The 15,983-nt window shown below is 61.0% G+C and carries 15 protein-coding genes and 1 pseudogene; 11 read left to right on the top strand and 5 right to left on the bottom strand.

What is annotated here, in order from left to right:
* Positions 1-64: 64 nt before the first annotated feature.
* Positions 65-1,519, bottom strand: coding sequence for a tRNA uracil 4-sulfurtransferase ThiI (thiI, locus tag AB4Z20_RS17180; RefSeq protein ID WP_003196863.1), 1,455 nt, complete (start codon positions 1,517-1,519; stop codon positions 65-67).
* A 328-nt stretch (positions 1,520-1,847) separates the two neighbouring features.
* Between thiI and glnA the strand changes: the two genes are divergently transcribed.
* The 6 genes from glnA (at position 1,848) to ntrC (ending at position 8,040) form a co-directional block, all read left to right on the top strand.
* Positions 1,848-3,254, top strand: a complete 1,407-nt coding sequence (glnA, locus tag AB4Z20_RS17175) for a glutamate--ammonia ligase (protein ID WP_003186728.1) — start codon at positions 1,848-1,850, stop codon at positions 3,252-3,254.
* 122 nt (positions 3,255-3,376) lie between these two features.
* Positions 3,377-3,940, top strand: a complete 564-nt coding sequence (locus AB4Z20_RS17170; protein WP_442090297.1) for a chorismate mutase — start codon at positions 3,377-3,379, stop codon at positions 3,938-3,940.
* Positions 3,941-4,129: 189 nt separating this feature from the next.
* Positions 4,130-4,648 (top strand): DUF4124 domain-containing protein, encoded by a 519-nt coding sequence (locus AB4Z20_RS17165; RefSeq protein ID WP_258690205.1) that lies wholly within the window; start codon positions 4,130-4,132, stop codon positions 4,646-4,648.
* Positions 4,645-5,268 (top strand): DUF4124 domain-containing protein, encoded by a 624-nt coding sequence (locus AB4Z20_RS17160; RefSeq protein WP_253471021.1) that lies wholly within the window; start codon positions 4,645-4,647, stop codon positions 5,266-5,268. Before AB4Z20_RS17165 ends, AB4Z20_RS17160 begins: the two co-directional genes overlap by 4 nt.
* A gap of 253 nt (positions 5,269-5,521) precedes the next feature.
* The gene (gene glnL / locus AB4Z20_RS17155; protein WP_053117539.1) at positions 5,522-6,607 is read left to right on the top strand and encodes a nitrogen regulation protein NR(II); all 1,086 of its coding nucleotides are present in this window, start codon (positions 5,522-5,524) and stop codon (positions 6,605-6,607) included.
* Entirely contained in the window at positions 6,604-8,040 is a 1,437-nt protein-coding gene (ntrC, locus tag AB4Z20_RS17150) for a nitrogen regulation protein NR(I) (protein ID WP_013692071.1), read from the top strand. The genes glnL and ntrC overlap by 4 nt, the downstream gene beginning before the upstream one ends.
* 527 nt (positions 8,041-8,567) lie before the next feature.
* Here ntrC and AB4Z20_RS17145 read toward each other — a convergent pair.
* Complete coding sequence (locus AB4Z20_RS17145) at positions 8,568-9,008, bottom strand: hypothetical protein (protein ID WP_253471017.1); 441 nt, start codon at positions 9,006-9,008, stop codon at positions 8,568-8,570.
* On the opposite strand from AB4Z20_RS17145, the pseudogene AB4Z20_RS17140 reads away from it, so the two are divergent.
* Positions 9,007-9,291, top strand: a pseudogene (locus AB4Z20_RS17140) (tRNA (cytidine(34)-2'-O)-methyltransferase); the annotation flags it as partial. The gene AB4Z20_RS17145 and the pseudogene AB4Z20_RS17140 sit on opposite strands and share 2 nt — an antisense overlap.
* Before the next feature lie 111 nt (positions 9,292-9,402).
* Here AB4Z20_RS17140 and secB read toward each other — a convergent pair.
* From secB to AB4Z20_RS17125, 3 genes are read right to left on the bottom strand one after another with little or no spacing between them, the layout of a single operon-like run.
* Positions 9,403-9,885: a protein-export chaperone SecB gene (gene secB / locus AB4Z20_RS17135; protein ID WP_024618249.1), complete on the bottom strand. Its 483-nt coding sequence runs from the start codon at positions 9,883-9,885 to the stop codon at positions 9,403-9,405.
* Between the two features lie 40 nt (positions 9,886-9,925).
* Entirely contained in the window at positions 9,926-10,180 is a 255-nt protein-coding gene (grxC, locus tag AB4Z20_RS17130) for a glutaredoxin 3 (RefSeq protein ID WP_214510937.1), read from the bottom strand.
* Position 10,181: 1 nt separating this feature from the next.
* Positions 10,182-10,595 (bottom strand): rhodanese-like domain-containing protein, encoded by a 414-nt coding sequence (locus AB4Z20_RS17125; protein WP_212798599.1) that lies wholly within the window; start codon positions 10,593-10,595, stop codon positions 10,182-10,184.
* 152 nt (positions 10,596-10,747) lie between these two features.
* Here AB4Z20_RS17125 and gpmI point away from each other — a divergent pair, with 152 nt between their 5' ends.
* The 4 genes from gpmI to AB4Z20_RS17105 all read left to right on the top strand — a co-directional run bounded on the left by gpmI (position 10,748) and on the right by AB4Z20_RS17105 (position 15,927).
* Positions 10,748-12,277 carry a 2,3-bisphosphoglycerate-independent phosphoglycerate mutase gene (gene gpmI, locus AB4Z20_RS17120; protein ID WP_442090296.1) on the top strand — a complete coding sequence of 510 codons (1,530 nt, stop codon included), beginning with the start codon at positions 10,748-10,750 and terminating at the stop codon, positions 12,275-12,277.
* Positions 12,278-12,504: 227 nt separating this feature from the next.
* Positions 12,505-13,797 carry a murein hydrolase activator EnvC family protein gene (locus tag AB4Z20_RS17115; protein ID WP_214510939.1) on the top strand — a complete coding sequence of 431 codons (1,293 nt, stop codon included), beginning with the start codon at positions 12,505-12,507 and terminating at the stop codon, positions 13,795-13,797.
* A gap of 32 nt (positions 13,798-13,829) precedes the next feature.
* Complete coding sequence (locus AB4Z20_RS17110; protein WP_442090295.1) at positions 13,830-15,146, top strand: S41 family peptidase; 1,317 nt, start codon at positions 13,830-13,832, stop codon at positions 15,144-15,146.
* Between the two features lies 1 nt (position 15,147).
* Positions 15,148-15,927: a divergent polysaccharide deacetylase family protein gene (locus tag AB4Z20_RS17105; RefSeq protein WP_253471011.1), complete on the top strand. Its 780-nt coding sequence runs from the start codon at positions 15,148-15,150 to the stop codon at positions 15,925-15,927.
* The last annotated feature ends 56 nt before the right edge of the window (positions 15,928-15,983 follow it).

Here is a 15,983-nt window from a genome sequence, read left to right as displayed (position 1 = left end):
TTACAGCCTGTCGGCGGCGTCGGGGGGCCGGTGACGCAGGCCACAGGCAAACAGCCCCGGGCACTTAGCTCGGTCGATAAACGCGCACATTGGCATGTCCCTCACTGAGCAAATGGTGGGCATGCAGGCGACTCATCACGCCTTTGTCGCAATACAGCAGGTACTGGCGAGTAGGGTCCAGTTCCTTGAAACGCGCGTTCACTGCATAGAACGGCATCGTTTTTACCTCGATGCCGGCGATGCTCAGCGGGTCGTCTTCAGCGTCGTCCGGGTGACGGATGTCGATGATGATCTGACCGGCCAGCGCTTCGCCGACTTCTTCAATCTGAATGTCCTGGCCCAACTCATCGATGACTCGATCGATTGGCACCAGCCTGGCGTTTTCGAGCGCACGCTCGAGCACCGCCATGTCGAATTCTTTCTCTTCGTGTTCCACCCGCCCGCGCTTGGCCGCCGTCTTCGGATTGACCGAGATGACGCCGCAGTACTCCGGCATGTGCCGGGCAAACTCGGCGGTGCCGATTTCATTGGCCTGGTCGATGATGTCCTGCTTGTGGCTGGCAATCAGCGGCCGCAAGACCAGCTTCTCGGTCACGCAGTCGATCACCGACAGGTTCGGCAGCGTCTGGCTCGACACCTGGGAGATCGCCTCGCCGGTCACCAGCGCATCGATTTGCAGGCGGTCGGCAATTCGTGAAGCGGCGCGCAACATCATACGCTTCAAAATGACGCCCATATGACTGTTATCGACTTTGCCGAGAATCTCGCCCAAGACTTCTTCGAACGGCACACTCACAAATAACACGCGTTGGGAGCTGCCGTACTTCTTCCAGATGAAGTGCGCCACTTCCATCACGCCCAGTTCATGGGCACGCCCGCCGAGGTTGAAGAAGCAGAAATGGCTCATCAACCCGCGACGCATGATCTGGTAGGCGGCCACCGTGGAGTCAAAACCGCCGGACATCAGCACCAGGGTCTGCTCCAGCGAACCCAGCGGATAGCCGCCAATGCTGTTGTGCTGGCTGTGGATCACGAACAGCCGTTGGTCGCGAATTTCGATGCGCACTTCGATCTGCGGGTCTTTCAGCGAAATACCGGCCGCGCCGCACTGTCGGCGCAACTGGCTGCCGACGTATTTCTCCACATCCATCGAACTGAACGGGTGCTTGCCGGCACGCTTGCAGCGCACCGAAAAAATCTTGCCGGCCAGGGCATCACCATAATGGAGCATGCACTTGGCGAGGATGTCGTCGAAATCCCCCAGCGGGTATTCATCGACTTGCAGGAAATGCGCGATGCCCGGCATGCAGCTCAGGCGCTCGGTCATTTCCTTCAGGACCTTGGGTTCGCTGACACGGGTTTCCAGCTCGAGGTTGTCCCACACGCCATTCACCACCACGGCCGGGTCCAGGTCTCGGAGCACGGCACGGATGTTCTTGGCCAACTGGCGGATGAAACGCATCCGTACCGGGCGGCTCTTGATGGTGATCTCGGGGAAGACTTTTACGATTAGTTTCATGAAAACAGCGCGCGAACGGCCAGCCGAAAAAGGGGGGCGCGGATTATAGCGGAAATTGCTCAAGGTTTAACCAGTTTATGTGCAGATGGTTTTACACGCACCAAAACAGGTCATTATTGATTGACGGCGCCACATTGCAGTGCGTTATTGTCTGACAATCTTTGATTTACGCCATTAAAAGCGTGGATTTGGTGCAAAAAACCCATGGTGGGGCACTGGCATGCAATTTGCTCCCTTGTGAGGCAGGTTGCCATGGCAGAGTATTCGCGCCGGCATCACCCATATCTAAGGGCACTCCACTACCCGCCCGAAGCCACCCGGAGGACATATGTCGAAGTCGGTTCAACTCATCAAAGATCATGACGTCAAGTGGATTGATCTGCGCTTCACTGACACCAAAGGTACTCAACATCACGTGACCATGCCGGCCCGTGATGCGCTGGACGACGAATTCTTTGAAATCGGCAAAATGTTCGACGGTTCCTCCATCTCCGGCTGGAAAGGCATCGAAGCCTCCGACATGATCCTGATGCCGGACGACGAAACTGCCGTCCTGGACCCGTTCACCGAAGAGCCGACCCTGATCCTGGTCTGCGACATCATCGAACCTTCGACCATGCAAGGCTATGACCGCGACCCACGCGCCATCGCCCACCGCGCCGAGGAATACCTGAAGTCCACCGGTATCGGCGACACCGCTTTCTTCGGCCCTGAGCCTGAGTTCTTCATTTTCGACGAAGTCAAATTCAAGTCCGATATCTCCGGCTCCATGTTCAAGATCTTCTCCGAACAAGGTTCGTGGATGTCCGACCAGGACGTGGAAGGCGGCAACAAAGGCCACCGTCCAGGCGTCAAAGGCGGCTACTTCCCGGTTCCACCGTTCGACCACGACCACGAAATCCGTACCTCCATGTGCAACGCACTGGAAGAAATGGGCCAGACCGTCGAAGTTCACCACCACGAAGTGGCAACTGCCGGCCAGAACGAAATCGGCGTGAAGTTCAACACGCTGGTCAAGAAGGCTGACGAAGTCCAGACCCTGAAGTACTGCGTCCACAACGTTGCCGACGCCTACGGCCGCACCGCGACCTTCATGCCGAAGCCACTGTACGGCGACAACGGTTCGGGCATGCACGTTCACATGTCGATCTCCAAAGACGGCAAGAACACCTTCGCAGGCGAAGGCTATGCCGGCCTGTCGGACACCGCCCTGTACTTCATCGGCGGCATCATCAAGCACGGTAAGGCCCTGAACGGCTTCACCAACCCGTCGACCAACTCCTACAAGCGTCTGGTACCTGGCTTCGAAGCCCCGGTCATGCTGGCCTACTCGGCTCGCAACCGTTCCGCCTCGATCCGTATTCCTTACGTGAACAGCCCTAAAGCCCGCCGTATCGAAGCGCGCTTCCCGGATCCGGCTGCCAACCCGTACCTGGCCTTCGCTGCACTGATGATGGCCGGCCTGGACGGTATCCAGAACAAGATCCACCCTGGCGACGCCGCTGACAAAAACCTGTATGACCTGCCGCCTGAAGAGGCCAAGGAAATTCCACAGGTGTGTGGCAGCTTGAAAGAAGCCCTGGAGGAGCTGGACAAGGGCCGTGCCTTCCTGACCAAGGGCGGCGTATTCAGCGATGACTTCATCGACGCTTACATCGCACTGAAAAGCGAAGAAGAAATCAAGGTTCGCACCTTCGTACACCCACTGGAATATGAGCTGTACTACAGCTGCTAATCCAGTAAGCGCCGCCACGCACGGCGTGCAATAAAGAAAGGCCTCCTTCGGGAGGCCTTTTTTATGGGCGCAGGTTACGTGCATGATGCCTCGTCGTTCCCCCTTAGAAGACGAGACTGCCCATGACTTTGCGTTTCAAGCTCTGCCTTGCCCTGTCTGCCGCGCTGCTGGCCTCCACCGCCGAAGCCGCCTCGACTCAAGCGCCCGAGGCCCTGACCCCGCTGCTTAACGCCATTGGCGAACGCCTGGCCCTTGGCGATCAAGTGGCGTTGAGCAAATGGGACAGCCATAAACCGGTAGAAGACCGTCAGCGCGAGCGTGAAGTCATTGCCGCCGCCGTTGCCCAGGCACCGGTCTACAAGCTGAGTGGCGAAACCGTGGAAGCGTTTTTCGCCGCCCAGATAGAAGCCAACAAAATGGTGCAGTACATCAACCTGTCCGACTGGGCCCTGGAAGGCAAGGCCCCGGACCTCCCGCGCCCGGACCTGGTGGGACAGATCCGCCCGCAACTCGACCGCCTGCAAAAACGCCTGCTGCAACAACTGGCCGACTTCGCCCCCTACCGCACCGACCCGCAGTGCCCGCAATGGCTGGCCCGAGCCACCCACCACAACAAGCAGCACCCGGTGCACCGCCTCGCCCTGATCCGAGCGACCGGAGAGCTGTGTATCCCCACAAAATCCTGAGACAACACCCCTTCCCCTGTGGGAGCGAGCCTGCTCGCGATGAGGCCGGCACAGCCAACATCTCAGTGACTGACATACCGCTATCGCGAGCAAGCTCGCTCCCACAGGGGTTATGTGCAACAACTTGGGTCAATCACCCTCCCTGACCTATGCTGCAACCCATCACTTTTCGTTTTCGGTCGATTTTCCATGGGTCGTGGTTTTTCAATCCTCCTGTTGTTGCTGTTGGCACTGCCTGCCGCCGCGCAGATCTACAAATACACCGACGCCGACGGCAACACCGCCTACAGCAACCAGCCGCCCCAAGGCGTGCCGGCCCAGACGGTGGAGCTGCCGCCGCTCAACAGCATCGAACGCCAATCCCCGGCCAGCCCGAAAACACCGCCAGCCCCCGCCAACAGCGACGAGCCGCGCAATGCCTACGAAATATTGGAACTGACGGACATCCCCACCGACGAGGCCCTGCGCGCCAACAACGGCACCTTCACCGTTGGCGTGCGGGCGCAACCGCGCTTGCAGAGCCCGCATCTGTTCCGGCTGTTGCTGGACGGCCAACCCTACGGCCAGCCGTCCAACGTACCGCGCCTGCAATTGGTGAACATCGATCGGGGCGAGCACAGCCTGGCGGTTCAAGTCATCGACGGGGACACCCTCGTGCAACAAAGCGAAACCGTCACGTTCACCGTGCAACGAGTGCACCAGCCATGATCCGCTGGCTGCTCGCGCTTAGCCTGGCGCTGGCGGCGCTGCCAGGGATGGCGCAGGTCTACACCTACATCGATGCCCAGGGTAATCGCGTCTTCACCGATCAGCCGCGCCCCGGCAATGCGAAGAAAGTCCAGCTGCCACCCGGCAACCGGATGCCGACGCCGCCCCCGGGCACAACCTCGACGCCCACGGCCGAAGCCCGGCCCGAGCCCCTATTTCATTACGAAATGCTCCGACTGTTGATACCCGAGCCGGAGGCGACGATACGCAGCACCGCAGGCGAACTGATCGTCAGCGTCACCAGCGAACCCGGCCTGAAAAAAGGCCACCGCTATCGCCTGCTGCTCGACGGCCAGCCAACAGGCGCGCCGGGGCCGAGCCCGGTGTTTGCCTTGAGCAACATCGATCGAGGCACCCATCAACTGGCGGTAGAAATCCTCGATGAGCAGGACCGCATCGTCGAACGCACCGCCAACCAGCCCTTCCATATGCAACGCATGTCCCTGGCGCAAAAGCGCCGCATCAAACCCTGCGTCACGGCCGATTACGGTCAACGCCCCGAGTGCCCCCTCGCCGAAAAGCCTGAAGAAGAAAAAAGCAGCATCCTGCCGTTCTTCTAACATCACTCAGGGCTGCGCACTATATTGGTGCGCTCCATTGCCCACTACTCAGATCCCAAACCCATTTTGGTTCGAAAGTACCCGTAAAAGCTGGCTGAATGCCACGCAACCGGGCGAAAAACACCTTTTTGAGGCTCTAAACGCTTCTTTTCGGAGCCTTGGTTTGGTTTTTGCATTTTCCTTGTAACAGCGCATTAATCGCGCGCGCAATTTGGGACCGGTCCCGAGTTGCTACGCTCCAAAAGAGGTCCTGATGACCATTAGCGACGCACTACACCGCTTGCTGCTCGACAACCTCACCACCGCGACCATCCTGCTCGACGCCGAACTGCGCCTCGAGTACATGAACCCGGCGGCAGAGATGCTCCTGGCTGTCAGTGGCCAGCGCAGCCACGGGCAGTTCATCAGCGAGTTGTTCACCGAATCCGCCGAAGCGCTCAACTCCTTGCGCCAGGCGGTGGAACAGGCCCATCCGTTCACCAAGCGCGAAGCGATGCTCACCGCGCTGACCGGCCAGACCCTGACCGTGGACTACGCGGTTACGCCGATCCTGAACAACGGCGCCACCCTGCTGTTGCTGGAAGTCCACCCGCGTGATCGCTTGCTGCGTATCACCAAGGAAGAAGCGCAATTGTCCAAGCAGGAAACCAGCAAGATGCTGGTGCGCGGCCTGGCCCACGAGATCAAGAACCCCCTCGGCGGGATTCGTGGCGCGGCGCAATTGCTCGCCCGCGAACTGCCGGAAGAAAGCCTCAAGGACTACACCAACGTCATCATCGAGGAAGCCGACCGCCTGCGGAACCTGGTGGACCGCATGCTCGGCTCGAACAAGCTGCCATCGCTGGCGATGTGCAACGTCCATGAGGTGCTGGAGCGGGTCAGCAGCCTGGTGGAAGCCGAAAGCCAGGGTTGCATCACGTTGGTGCGCGACTATGACCCGAGCATTCCCGATGTCTTGATCGATCGCGAGCAGATGATCCAGGCCGTGTTGAACATCGTGCGCAACGCGATGCAAGCCATCAGCAGCCAGAACGAGCTGCGCCTGGGCCGCATCAGCCTGCGTACCCGCGCCATGCGCCAGTTCACTATCGGCCATGTGCGTCATCGCCTGGTGACCAAGATCGAAATCATCGACAACGGCCCGGGCATCCCTGCCGAGCTGCAGGAAACCATCTTTTTTCCCATGGTCAGCGGCCGTCCGGACGGTACCGGGCTGGGCCTGGCCATTACCCAGAACATCATCAGTCAGCATCAGGGCTTGATCGAGTGTGAAAGCCACCCCGGCCACACCACCTTCTCGATCTTCCTGCCACTGGAACAAGGAGCCACATCGACATGAGCCGTAGTGAAACCGTGTGGATCGTCGATGACGACCGTTCTATCCGTTGGGTCCTGGAAAAAGCCTTGCAACAGGAAGGCATGACCACCCAGAGCTTCGACAGCGCCGATGGGGTGATGAGTCGCCTGGCGCGTCAGCAACCGGACGTCATCATCTCCGACATCCGCATGCCTGGCGCCAGCGGCCTGGACCTGCTGGCGCGGATTCGCGAACAGCATCCGCGGCTGCCGGTGATCATCATGACCGCCCATTCCGACCTGGACAGCGCCGTGGCGTCCTACCAGGGTGGCGCTTTCGAATACCTGCCCAAGCCATTCGACGTCGATGAAGCCGTGTCGCTGGTCAAGCGCGCCAATCAACATGCCCAGGAACAACAGGGCATGGAAGAGGTACCGGCCCTGGCTCGCACCCCGGAAATCATCGGTGAAGCGCCGGCGATGCAGGAAGTGTTTCGCGCCATCGGGCGCCTGAGCCACTCCAACATCACCGTGCTGATCAACGGCGAGTCGGGCACCGGTAAAGAACTGGTGGCCCACGCCCTGCACCGTCACAGTCCACGGGCGGCATCGCCGTTCATCGCGCTGAACATGGCCGCGATTCCCAAGGACTTGATGGAGTCCGAGCTGTTCGGCCACGAAAAAGGTGCGTTCACCGGCGCGGCCAACCTGCGGCGCGGGCGTTTCGAGCAAGCCGACGGCGGCACGTTGTTCCTCGATGAAATCGGCGACATGCCGGCGGACACCCAGACCCGCTTGCTGCGCGTACTGGCCGATGGCGAGTTCTATCGGGTGGGCGGGCATACGCCAGTCAAGGTGGACGTGCGCATCATCGCCGCGACCCACCAGAACCTGGAAACCCTGGTTCACGCCGGCAAATTCCGTGAGGACTTGTTCCACCGCCTGAACGTGATCCGCATTCATATCCCGCGCCTGGCGGATCGTCGCGAAGACATCCCGACCCTGGCCCGGCACTTCCTCAGCCGCGCGGCCCAGGAGTTGGCGGTCGAGCCTAAGCTGCTCAAGAGCGAAACCGAGGAATACCTCAAGAACCTGCCGTGGCCGGGCAACGTGCGTCAGCTGGAGAACACCTGCCGCTGGATCACGGTGATGGCTTCGGGTCGCGAAGTGCACATCAGCGACCTGCCGCCGGAACTGTTGAGCCTGCCGCAGGATTCAGCCCCGGTGACCAACTGGGAACAAGCCCTGCGCCAGTGGGCCGACCAGGCCCTGTCCCGTGGCCAGTCGAGCCTGCTGGACAGCGCGGTGCCGAGTTTCGAGCGGATCATGATCGAGACCGCCCTCAAGCACACCGCTGGCCGCCGCCGCGACGCCGCCGTGCTGCTGGGTTGGGGCCGCAATACCTTGACCCGCAAGATCAAGGAATTGGGGATGAAGGTCGACGGTGGGGATGATGATGACGGAGATGAGGGCTGATCGGCCTTTAACCCCTTCGCTGAATTTGAAGGCCAATCGCGAGCAAGCTCGCTCCCACAATGGTTCTGCATCAGGCACAAAATTTGTGTTCACCGCAGATCCCCTGTGGGAGCGAGCTTGCTCGCGATGCTTTTTAAAGGACTGTGTGCACCGCTTCAATGCACTGCGAACCGCAATTGCGCATGCACAACGAGCCAAACCCCATCGACCCAGTTCGAAAAAAACCGCACAAATAAAAACAAAAGCCCCGGAATACGGGGCTTTTCGCATCACCAGCAGTTTTTTTGTGACAAGCCATTTAAAACTGGCACGCCCCCTGCAATAGCTAGATCACTACCCAGTTTCGGGGACCTTGGTACAGGCAGGCCGGGGATTCCCCATTTTATACCGGGCTCATCGAGCCCACTGTTTTGGGGGCCTTGATACAGGCAGGTCAAGGTTTCCCTTCTTTACACCAGGGCTGGACCTTCGCGGTAAGCCCTCCCGTTTTGGGGACCTTGGTACAGGCAGGCCGGGGATTCCCTCTTTTATTGCTCCTGGAGACGGACCTCCAGCCGCCAGCGGTCATCGACCTCGCTGGCGGTCCACGCCCCGCGCAACGGACGCGCCGCCACCAGCGTCAGCAGCAACCCCTTGTCACTCAACCGCACCCGCCAGTTCACGTCCTTGCCGTTGAGCTTTAACTGGCCGTTCTGCGATCGCCCTTCTGCTTCGAACAACAGCGCCACCGAGCCGTCGACGACTTCCCCGTGCAGCTTGGGTTCGGTGTTGAACCAGGCCACCACCCCACCGTCAATCACCTCGACCTGCTGCAGCACGCTCGGCTCGGGCGTGGTCAGGCGTCCGATCATCAATCCGACCATCATGCCGAAGATCGCCAACGAGCCCATCACCCGAGGCATTAGCTTCGAACGTCGGTCGGTTTGCAGCGTAGAATGCTGCTCATCTTCATCTGCGGAGCCGTGCATGTTTCACGTCATCCTTTTTCAACCGGAAATTCCGCCGAATACCGGCAATGTCATCAGGCTGTGCGCCAACAGCGGCTGCCACCTGCATTTGATCGAACCGCTGGGCTTCGACATGGACGACAAGCGCCTGCGCCGTGCCGGTCTCGACTACCACGAGTATGCCACCTTGCAGCGTCACGCCGACCTTTCCAGCTGTCTGGAAAGCCTCGGGCATCCGCGCCTGTTCGCTTTTACCACCAAGGGTTCGCGGCCATTCCATGACGCCAGCTTCGTCGCCGGTGATCGATGAGGKCGACACGGTTCAACTGCAAAACCGCGTCATCGTTCATCGCGAGCAAGCTCGGCTCCCACAGGGCTCGCTCCCACAGGTTTTGTGCCGGACTGGCAGCGCCGCTTACTGAACGGTCGCGCCGCCTTCTTGCTGCATGCGCTGCAGTTCTTGCGCATACAGGGCATCGAAGTTCACCGGAGCCAGCATCAGGGCCGGGAACGAACCGCGGGTCACCAGGCTGTCCAGGGTTTCGCGGGCGTAAGGGAACAGGATGTTCGGGCAGAATGCACCGAGGGTGTGGCTCATCGAAGCGGCATCCAGGTTCTTGATCAGGAAGATCCCGGCCTGTTGCACTTCGGCGATGAACGCCACTTCGTCACCATTTTTCACGGTAACCGACAGGGTCAGCACCACTTCGTGGAAGTCGTCTTCCAGGGCTTTCTGGCGAGTGTTCAGGTCCAGGCCTACGCTCGGCTCCCACTGCTGGCGAAAGATCGCCGGGCTTTTCGGGGCTTCGAAGGACAGGTCACGTACATAAATGCGCTGCAAGGAGAATTGCGGTGCGGCTTCTTCTTCGCTGGCAGCTGTGTTCTGTTGGTCAGTCATCGCAGATCCTTCTTACTTTCAGGTTCTTTCAGTGGGAAATTCAGGCGTTGAGCAGTGCGTCGAGCTTGCCGGCGCGCTCCAGGGCGAACAGATCATCGCAACCGCCTACGTGGGTGCTGCCGATCCAGATCTGCGGCACGGACGTGCGCCCGGCCTTCTGGGCCATTTGGGCGCGCAGTTGCGGCTTGCCGTCGACCTTGATCTCTTCGAAGGCCACACCTTTGTTCTGGAGCAGGAACTTGGCTCGGGAACAATAGGGGCAGTAATCGCTGGAATAGACAACGACGTGGGACATTTCACTTCACCAGGGGCAGATTGTCGGCTTTCCAGCTCGCAACACCACCGGACAGCTTGGCGGCGGTGAAACCGGATTTCATCAGCTCGCGGGCGTGGGTGCCGGCGTGCTGGCCTTGGGCATCTACCAGGATCAGTGTCTTGGCCTTGTGTTTTTCCAGCTCGCCGATACGGGCGATCAGTTTGTCCTGGGGAATATTCACCGCCCCGACAATGTGGCCAGCGGCGTAATCCTTGCTCGGGCGGATGTCCACCACCACGCCGGCATCCTTGTTGACCAGCGCCGTCAGCTCGGCAGTACTGAGGCTGCGACCGCCACCCTGCATCGTATGGGCTACCAGCAACGCCAGCAGTACGACGAAGATACCGACGAGAATGTAGTGGGTAGTGGCAAATTCAATCAGGTGAGCAACCATCGAAGGAGGTTCCAGGGCGTTAAAATGTCGGCCAGTATACACAGCACACAAGGCCGGCCAAACCCCGCCCGGCGGTGACGCCGTCGGAACTTACCTTTAAACTGCCCGTCCCTTTTCCATCGTCTTCTTTTAACCTGCCACGAGTGGATTCCATGACTACCACGCCTAAACCTTTGGTCCTGATGATTCTCGACGGCTTCGGTCACAGTGACAGCCACGAATCCAACGCCGTGTATTCGGCCAACAAGCCTGTGCTGGACCGTTTGTGGGCCACCGTGCCCAACGGCCTGATCTCCGGCAGCGGCATGGACGTCGGCCTGCCCGACGGGCAGATGGGCAACTCCGAAGTCGGCCACATGAACCTCGGCGCAGGCCGCGTGGTGTATCAGGACTTCACCCGCGTGACCAAATCGATCCGCGACGGCGAGTTCTTCGAAAACCCGACCATCTGCGCCGCCGTGGATAAAGCCGTGGTCGCCGGCAAGGCCGTGCACTTCATGGGCCTGCTGTCCGACGGTGGCGTGCACAGCCATCAGGACCACCTGATTGCCATGGCCGAACTGGCCTTCAAGCGCGGTGCCGAGCAGATCTACCTGCACGCGTTCCTCGATGGCCGCGACACCCCGCCGAAAAGCGCCACGTCGTCGATCGAACTGCTGGACGCAGCGTTCCAGGCACTCGGCAAGGGACGCATCGCCAGCCTCATTGGCCGCTATTACGCGATGGACCGTGACAACCGTTGGGACCGCGTGTCCCAGGCCTACAACCTGATCGTCGACGGCAACGGCGAATTCAACGCCGCCACCGCCCAGGAAGGCCTGGAGGCCGCCTACGAGCGCGGCGAAAGCGACGAATTCGTCAAGGCCACCACCATTGGCGAGCCGGTCAAGGTTGAAGACGGCGACGCCGTGGTGTTCATGAACTTTCGCGCCGACCGCGCTCGCGAACTGACCCGCGTGTTTGTCGAAGACGACTTCAAGGAGTTCGAACGCGCTCGCCAGCCAAAACTGGCCGGTTTCGTGATGCTGACCCAATACGCCGCCAGCATTCCTGCGCCATCGGCCTTCGCCGCCGGCAGCCTGGAAAACGTGCTGGGCGACTACCTGGCGAAGAACGGCAAGACCCAACTGCGCATCGCCGAGACCGAAAAGTACGCCCACGTGACGTTCTTTTTCTCCGGCGGCCGTGAAGAACCCTTCCCGGGCGAAGAACGCATCCTGATCCCCTCGCCAAAAGTCGCCACCTACGACCTGCAACCGGAAATGAGCGCGCCGGAAGTGACCGACCGCATCGTCGAGGCTATTGAAAACCAGCGTTACGACGTGATCGTGGTCAACTACGCCAACGGCGACATGGTGGGCCACAGCGGCGTGTTCGACGCAGCGGTCAAGGCCGTGGAATGCCTGGACACCTGCGTTGGCCGCATCGTCGAAGCCCTGGAAAAGGTCGACGGCGAAGCACTGATCACGGCCGACCACGGCAACGTCGAGCAGATGTCCGACGAATCCACCGGCCAGGCCCACACCGCCCACACCACCGAGCCGGTGCCGTTCATCTATGTCGGCAAGCGTGATTTCAAGGTCCGCGACGGTGGCGTGCTGGCTGACGTGGCACCGACCATGCTGATGCTGCTGGGCATGGAGAAACCGGCGGAGATGACCGGGACGTCGATCCTGGTCTGATTGATCCATCAATCACCGCAAACCCTGTGGGAGCGAGCTTGCTCGCGATAGCGCCGGATCAGCCACCCTTGATGTTGACTGATACACCGCCATCGCGAGCAAGCTCGCTCCCACATTGGTTTTGGGTGTTTTTTGGGCCAGTTATCACACAGCCCCAAATGGGCGTTTTTTTTGCAGCGTGGGGCGGGCATACTAGGCCGTCCCTTTCCCTGGTGTCGCCCGCCTCTATGCTTCGCGTCCTGATAGCCCTCGCTCTGACCTGCCTGCTCCAACCGGCCTTTGCCGACGAGCGCGCGCAAACCCAACAACAGTTGGAAGCCACGCGCCAGGACATTGCCGAGCTGAAAAAGCTGCTGGGCAAGTTGCAGGAAGAGAAATCCAGCGTGCAGAAAGACCTGCGCGGCACCGAGACCGAGATGGGCAATCTGGAGAAACAGGTCGACGCGCTGCAAAAAGAGCTGAAGAAAAGCGAATCCGAGCTGCAACGACTCGATGGAGAGAAAAAAAAACTCCAGAGCGCGCGCACTGAACAGCAAAAGCTGATCGCCATCCAGGCTCGGGCCGCCTACCAGAACGGTCGCCAGGAATACCTCAAGCTGCTGCTAAACCAGCAGAACCCCGAGAAATTCGCCCGCACCCTGACTTATTACGACTACCTGAGCCAGGCACGCCTGGAACAGCTCAAGAGCTTCAACGAAACCCTGCGCCAACTGGCCAACGTCGAAAAAGATATCGAACTGCAGCAAGCCCAGTTGCTGGTGCAGAAAAGCAGCCTCGACACCCAGCGCGAAGAACTCGATAAGGTTCGCAAGGAGCGCCAGGTGGCCCTGGCCAAGCTCAATGACGATGTGAAGGCTCGCGACAGCAAGCTCAAGGCCCGCGAGCAGGACCAGGCCGAACTGGCCAATGTGTTGAAAACCATCGAAGAAACCCTCGCCCGCCAGGCCCGAGAGGCAGAAGAAGCGCGCCAGAAAGCGCTGATCGCCCAGCAGGAAGCCGAAAAAAAGCGTTTGCGTGAAGCCCAGGCCGACGCGGACGCCGGCGACGCGCCGCGCAAGCCGGTGAAATCAAGCCCCGGTGCACTGGTTTCCAGTGATGGCGAAACCTTCGGCGGTGCTTTTGCTTCGGCGCGGGGCAAACTTCCATGGCCGGTCAATGGTCGACTGCTTGCGCGCTTCGGTGAAACCCGCGGCGACGACACCCGCACCAAGTGGGACGGCGTGATGATCAGCGCGTCCGCTGGCAGCCAGGTGCATGCCGTGCATGGCGGGCGCGTGGTCTTCGCCGACTGGTTGCGCGGCGCCGGCCTGCTGGTGATCCTGGATCACGGCAACGGTTATTTGAGCCTGTACGGCCACAACCAGACCCTGCTCAAGTCCGCGGGGGATGTGGTCAAGGCCGGTGAGTCCATCTCCACGGTCGGCAACAGTGGCGGGCAGGATACGCCAGCGCTGTATTTCGCTATTCGTCAGCAGGGTCGCCCCAGTGACCCGGCCCAATGGTGCCGTGCGCAAGGATAAGCGCGCCCATCCTATTAAGGAGTTCGTTCGACATGCTGCATTTGTCCCGCCTTACCTCGCTGGCCCTGACGATCGCCCTGGTGATCGGTGCGCCCCTGGCTTTCGCCGCCGAACCGGCCCCGTCGGCACCCGCCGCCACAGCCGCGACCACCAAGGCCCCGCTGCCGCTGGACGAACTGCGCACCTTTGCCGAGGTCATGGACCGGATCAAGGCCGCCTATGTCGAACCGGTGGACGACAAAGTACTGCTGGAGAACGCCATCAAAGGCATGCTCAGCAACCTTGACCCGCACTCGGCCTACCTGGGGCCGGACGACTTTGCCGAACTGCAGGAAAGCACCAGCGGCGAATTCGGCGGCCTGGGCATCGAGGTCGGCAGTGAAGACGGTTTCGTCAAAGTGGTTTCGCCGATCGACGACACCCCTGCTTCCAAGGCCGGCATCCAGGCCGGCGACTTCATCGTCAAGATCAATGGCCAGCCGACGCGCGGCCAGAGCATGACCGAAGCCGTGGACAAGATGCGCGGCAAGATCGGCCAGAAGATCACCCTGACCCTGGTGCGCGACGGTGGCACGCCGTTCGACGTGACCCTCACGCGAGCGGTCATCCAGGTCAAGAGTGTGAAGAGCCAACTGCTGGAGTCAGGCTACGGTTACATCCGCATCACCCAATTCCAGGTCAAGACCGGCGAAGAAGTCGCCAAGGCCCTGGCCAAGATGCGCAAGGACAACGGCAAGAAGCTCAACGGCCTGGTCCTGGACCTGCGCAACAACCCCGGCGGCGTGCTGCAATCGGCGGTGGAAGTGGTGGATCACTTCATCACCAAGGGCCTGATCGTCTACACCAAGGGCCGCATCGCCAATTCCGAGCTGCGCTTCTCGGCCACCGGCAACGACCTGAGCGAAGCCGTGCCATTGGTGGTGCTGATCAACGGCGGCAGCGCCTCGGCATCGGAAATCGTCGCCGGCGCCCTGCAAGACCAGAAGCGCGGCGTGGTCATGGGCACCACCAGTTTCGGCAAGGGCTCGGTGCAGACCGTCTTGCCACTGAACAACGACCGTGCCCTGAAAATCACCACCGCGCTGTACTTCACGCCCAATGGTCGCTCGATCCAGGCCCAGGGCATCGTCCCGGACATCGAGGTGCGCAAGGCCAAGATCACCAACGAGCAGGACAGCGAATACTTCAAGGAAGCCGACCTGCAAGGTCACCTGGGCAATGGCAACGGCGGCGCCGACAAACCGACCGGTTCAGGCGGCAAGACCAAGCCAATGCCGCAGGATGACGACTACCAGTTGGCCCAGGCCCTGAGCCTGCTCAAAGGGTTGAACATCACGTCCGGCCGCTGAGATGGGCCTGCGTTTCACCTTCGTCCTGCTGTGCCTGCTGGCGGGAGCCGTTAACGCGGCGCCCGCCACGCCCTCTTCGCCGCACAAGGCCTACCTGAGCCTGATCATCGACGACCTGGGGCAAAACCTGCCCCGGGATCGCCGGGTACTGGCCCTCCCCGGCCCGGTCACCACCGCGATCATGCCAGACACGCCCCACGCCGCCGAATTCGCCCGCGAAGCCCATCGCGCCGGCAAACTGGTCATGCTGCACATGCCCATGGACCCGGCCACCGGGCCGTTCGCCTGGCATCCGGAGCTGCCCATCGAAGAACTGGGCAAGCGCCTCGACGCCGCGTTCGCTGCCGTGCCTTATACCAGCGGGATCAACAACCACATGGGCAGCCGCATGACTGCCCAGCCCCAGGCCATGGCGTGGCTGATGGCGAACTTGCAGCAGCGACACAAGTTCTTCGTCGACAGCCGCACCAGCGCCCAGACCGTCGCCGCCGCCGAGGCGCAGAAGATCGGCCTCGCCAGCGTGTCGCGGGACGTGTTCCTGGACGACGAGCGCACCGAAGCGGCCATCGCCCACCAGCTCCAGACCGCCATTGACCTGGCCCGCCGGCAAGGCTCGGCCGTGATGATCGGCCACCCCTACCCACAGACCCTGGCAGTGCTCGAACGCGAGCTACCCAAGCTCAAGGCCCAGGGCATCGACTGGATCGACATCAAGTCGATGATCAGCCTGCGCAGCAATCGGGCGATGGGCGGGCATGGGAAGGATGGGGTTTATCGGTAGCGGCTCGTCGCCTTCATCGCGAGCAAGCTCGCTCCCACAGTGGTTCTGCATCGGGC

Origin of the sequence: Pseudomonas sp. KB_12 (assembly GCF_052114545.1) — a bacterium.
Classification (GTDB): domain Bacteria; phylum Pseudomonadota; class Gammaproteobacteria; order Pseudomonadales; family Pseudomonadaceae; genus Aquipseudomonas; species Aquipseudomonas brassicacearum.
The sequence above is the reverse complement of the archived record's forward strand: the minus strand, read 5'-3'. Positions and strand labels throughout refer to the sequence as shown.

Bases quoted from the DNA above. Each gene is read 5' to 3' on its own strand.
- secB (WP_024618249.1), bottom strand. From the start codon at position 9,885: ATGACTGACCAACAGAACACAGCTGCCAGCGAAGAAGAAGCCGCACCG.
- AB4Z20_RS17170 (WP_442090297.1), top strand. From the start codon at position 3,377: ATGACTTTGCGTTTCAAGCTCTGCCTTGCCCTGTCTGCCGCGCTGCTG.
- AB4Z20_RS17125 (WP_212798599.1), bottom strand. From the start codon at position 10,595: ATGGTTGCTCACCTGATTGAATTTGCCACTACCCACTACATTCTCGTC.
- AB4Z20_RS17165 (WP_258690205.1), top strand. From the start codon at position 4,130: ATGGGTCGTGGTTTTTCAATCCTCCTGTTGTTGCTGTTGGCACTGCCT.
- glnA (WP_003186728.1), top strand. From the start codon at position 1,848: ATGTCGAAGTCGGTTCAACTCATCAAAGATCATGACGTCAAGTGGATT.
- AB4Z20_RS17115 (WP_214510939.1), top strand. From the start codon at position 12,505: ATGCTTCGCGTCCTGATAGCCCTCGCTCTGACCTGCCTGCTCCAACCG.
- glnL (WP_053117539.1), top strand. From the start codon at position 5,522: ATGACCATTAGCGACGCACTACACCGCTTGCTGCTCGACAACCTCACC.
- AB4Z20_RS17145 (WP_253471017.1), bottom strand. From the start codon at position 9,008: ATGCACGGCTCCGCAGATGAAGATGAGCAGCATTCTACGCTGCAAACC.
- gpmI (WP_442090296.1), top strand. From the start codon at position 10,748: ATGACTACCACGCCTAAACCTTTGGTCCTGATGATTCTCGACGGCTTC.
- AB4Z20_RS17105 (WP_253471011.1), top strand. From the start codon at position 15,148: ATGGGCCTGCGTTTCACCTTCGTCCTGCTGTGCCTGCTGGCGGGAGCC.
- ntrC (WP_013692071.1), top strand. From the start codon at position 6,604: ATGAGCCGTAGTGAAACCGTGTGGATCGTCGATGACGACCGTTCTATC.
- AB4Z20_RS17110 (WP_442090295.1), top strand. From the start codon at position 13,830: ATGCTGCATTTGTCCCGCCTTACCTCGCTGGCCCTGACGATCGCCCTG.
- AB4Z20_RS17160 (WP_253471021.1), top strand. From the start codon at position 4,645: ATGATCCGCTGGCTGCTCGCGCTTAGCCTGGCGCTGGCGGCGCTGCCA.
- thiI (WP_003196863.1), bottom strand. From the start codon at position 1,519: ATGAAACTAATCGTAAAAGTCTTCCCCGAGATCACCATCAAGAGCCGC.
- grxC (WP_214510937.1), bottom strand. From the start codon at position 10,180: ATGTCCCACGTCGTTGTCTATTCCAGCGATTACTGCCCCTATTGTTCC.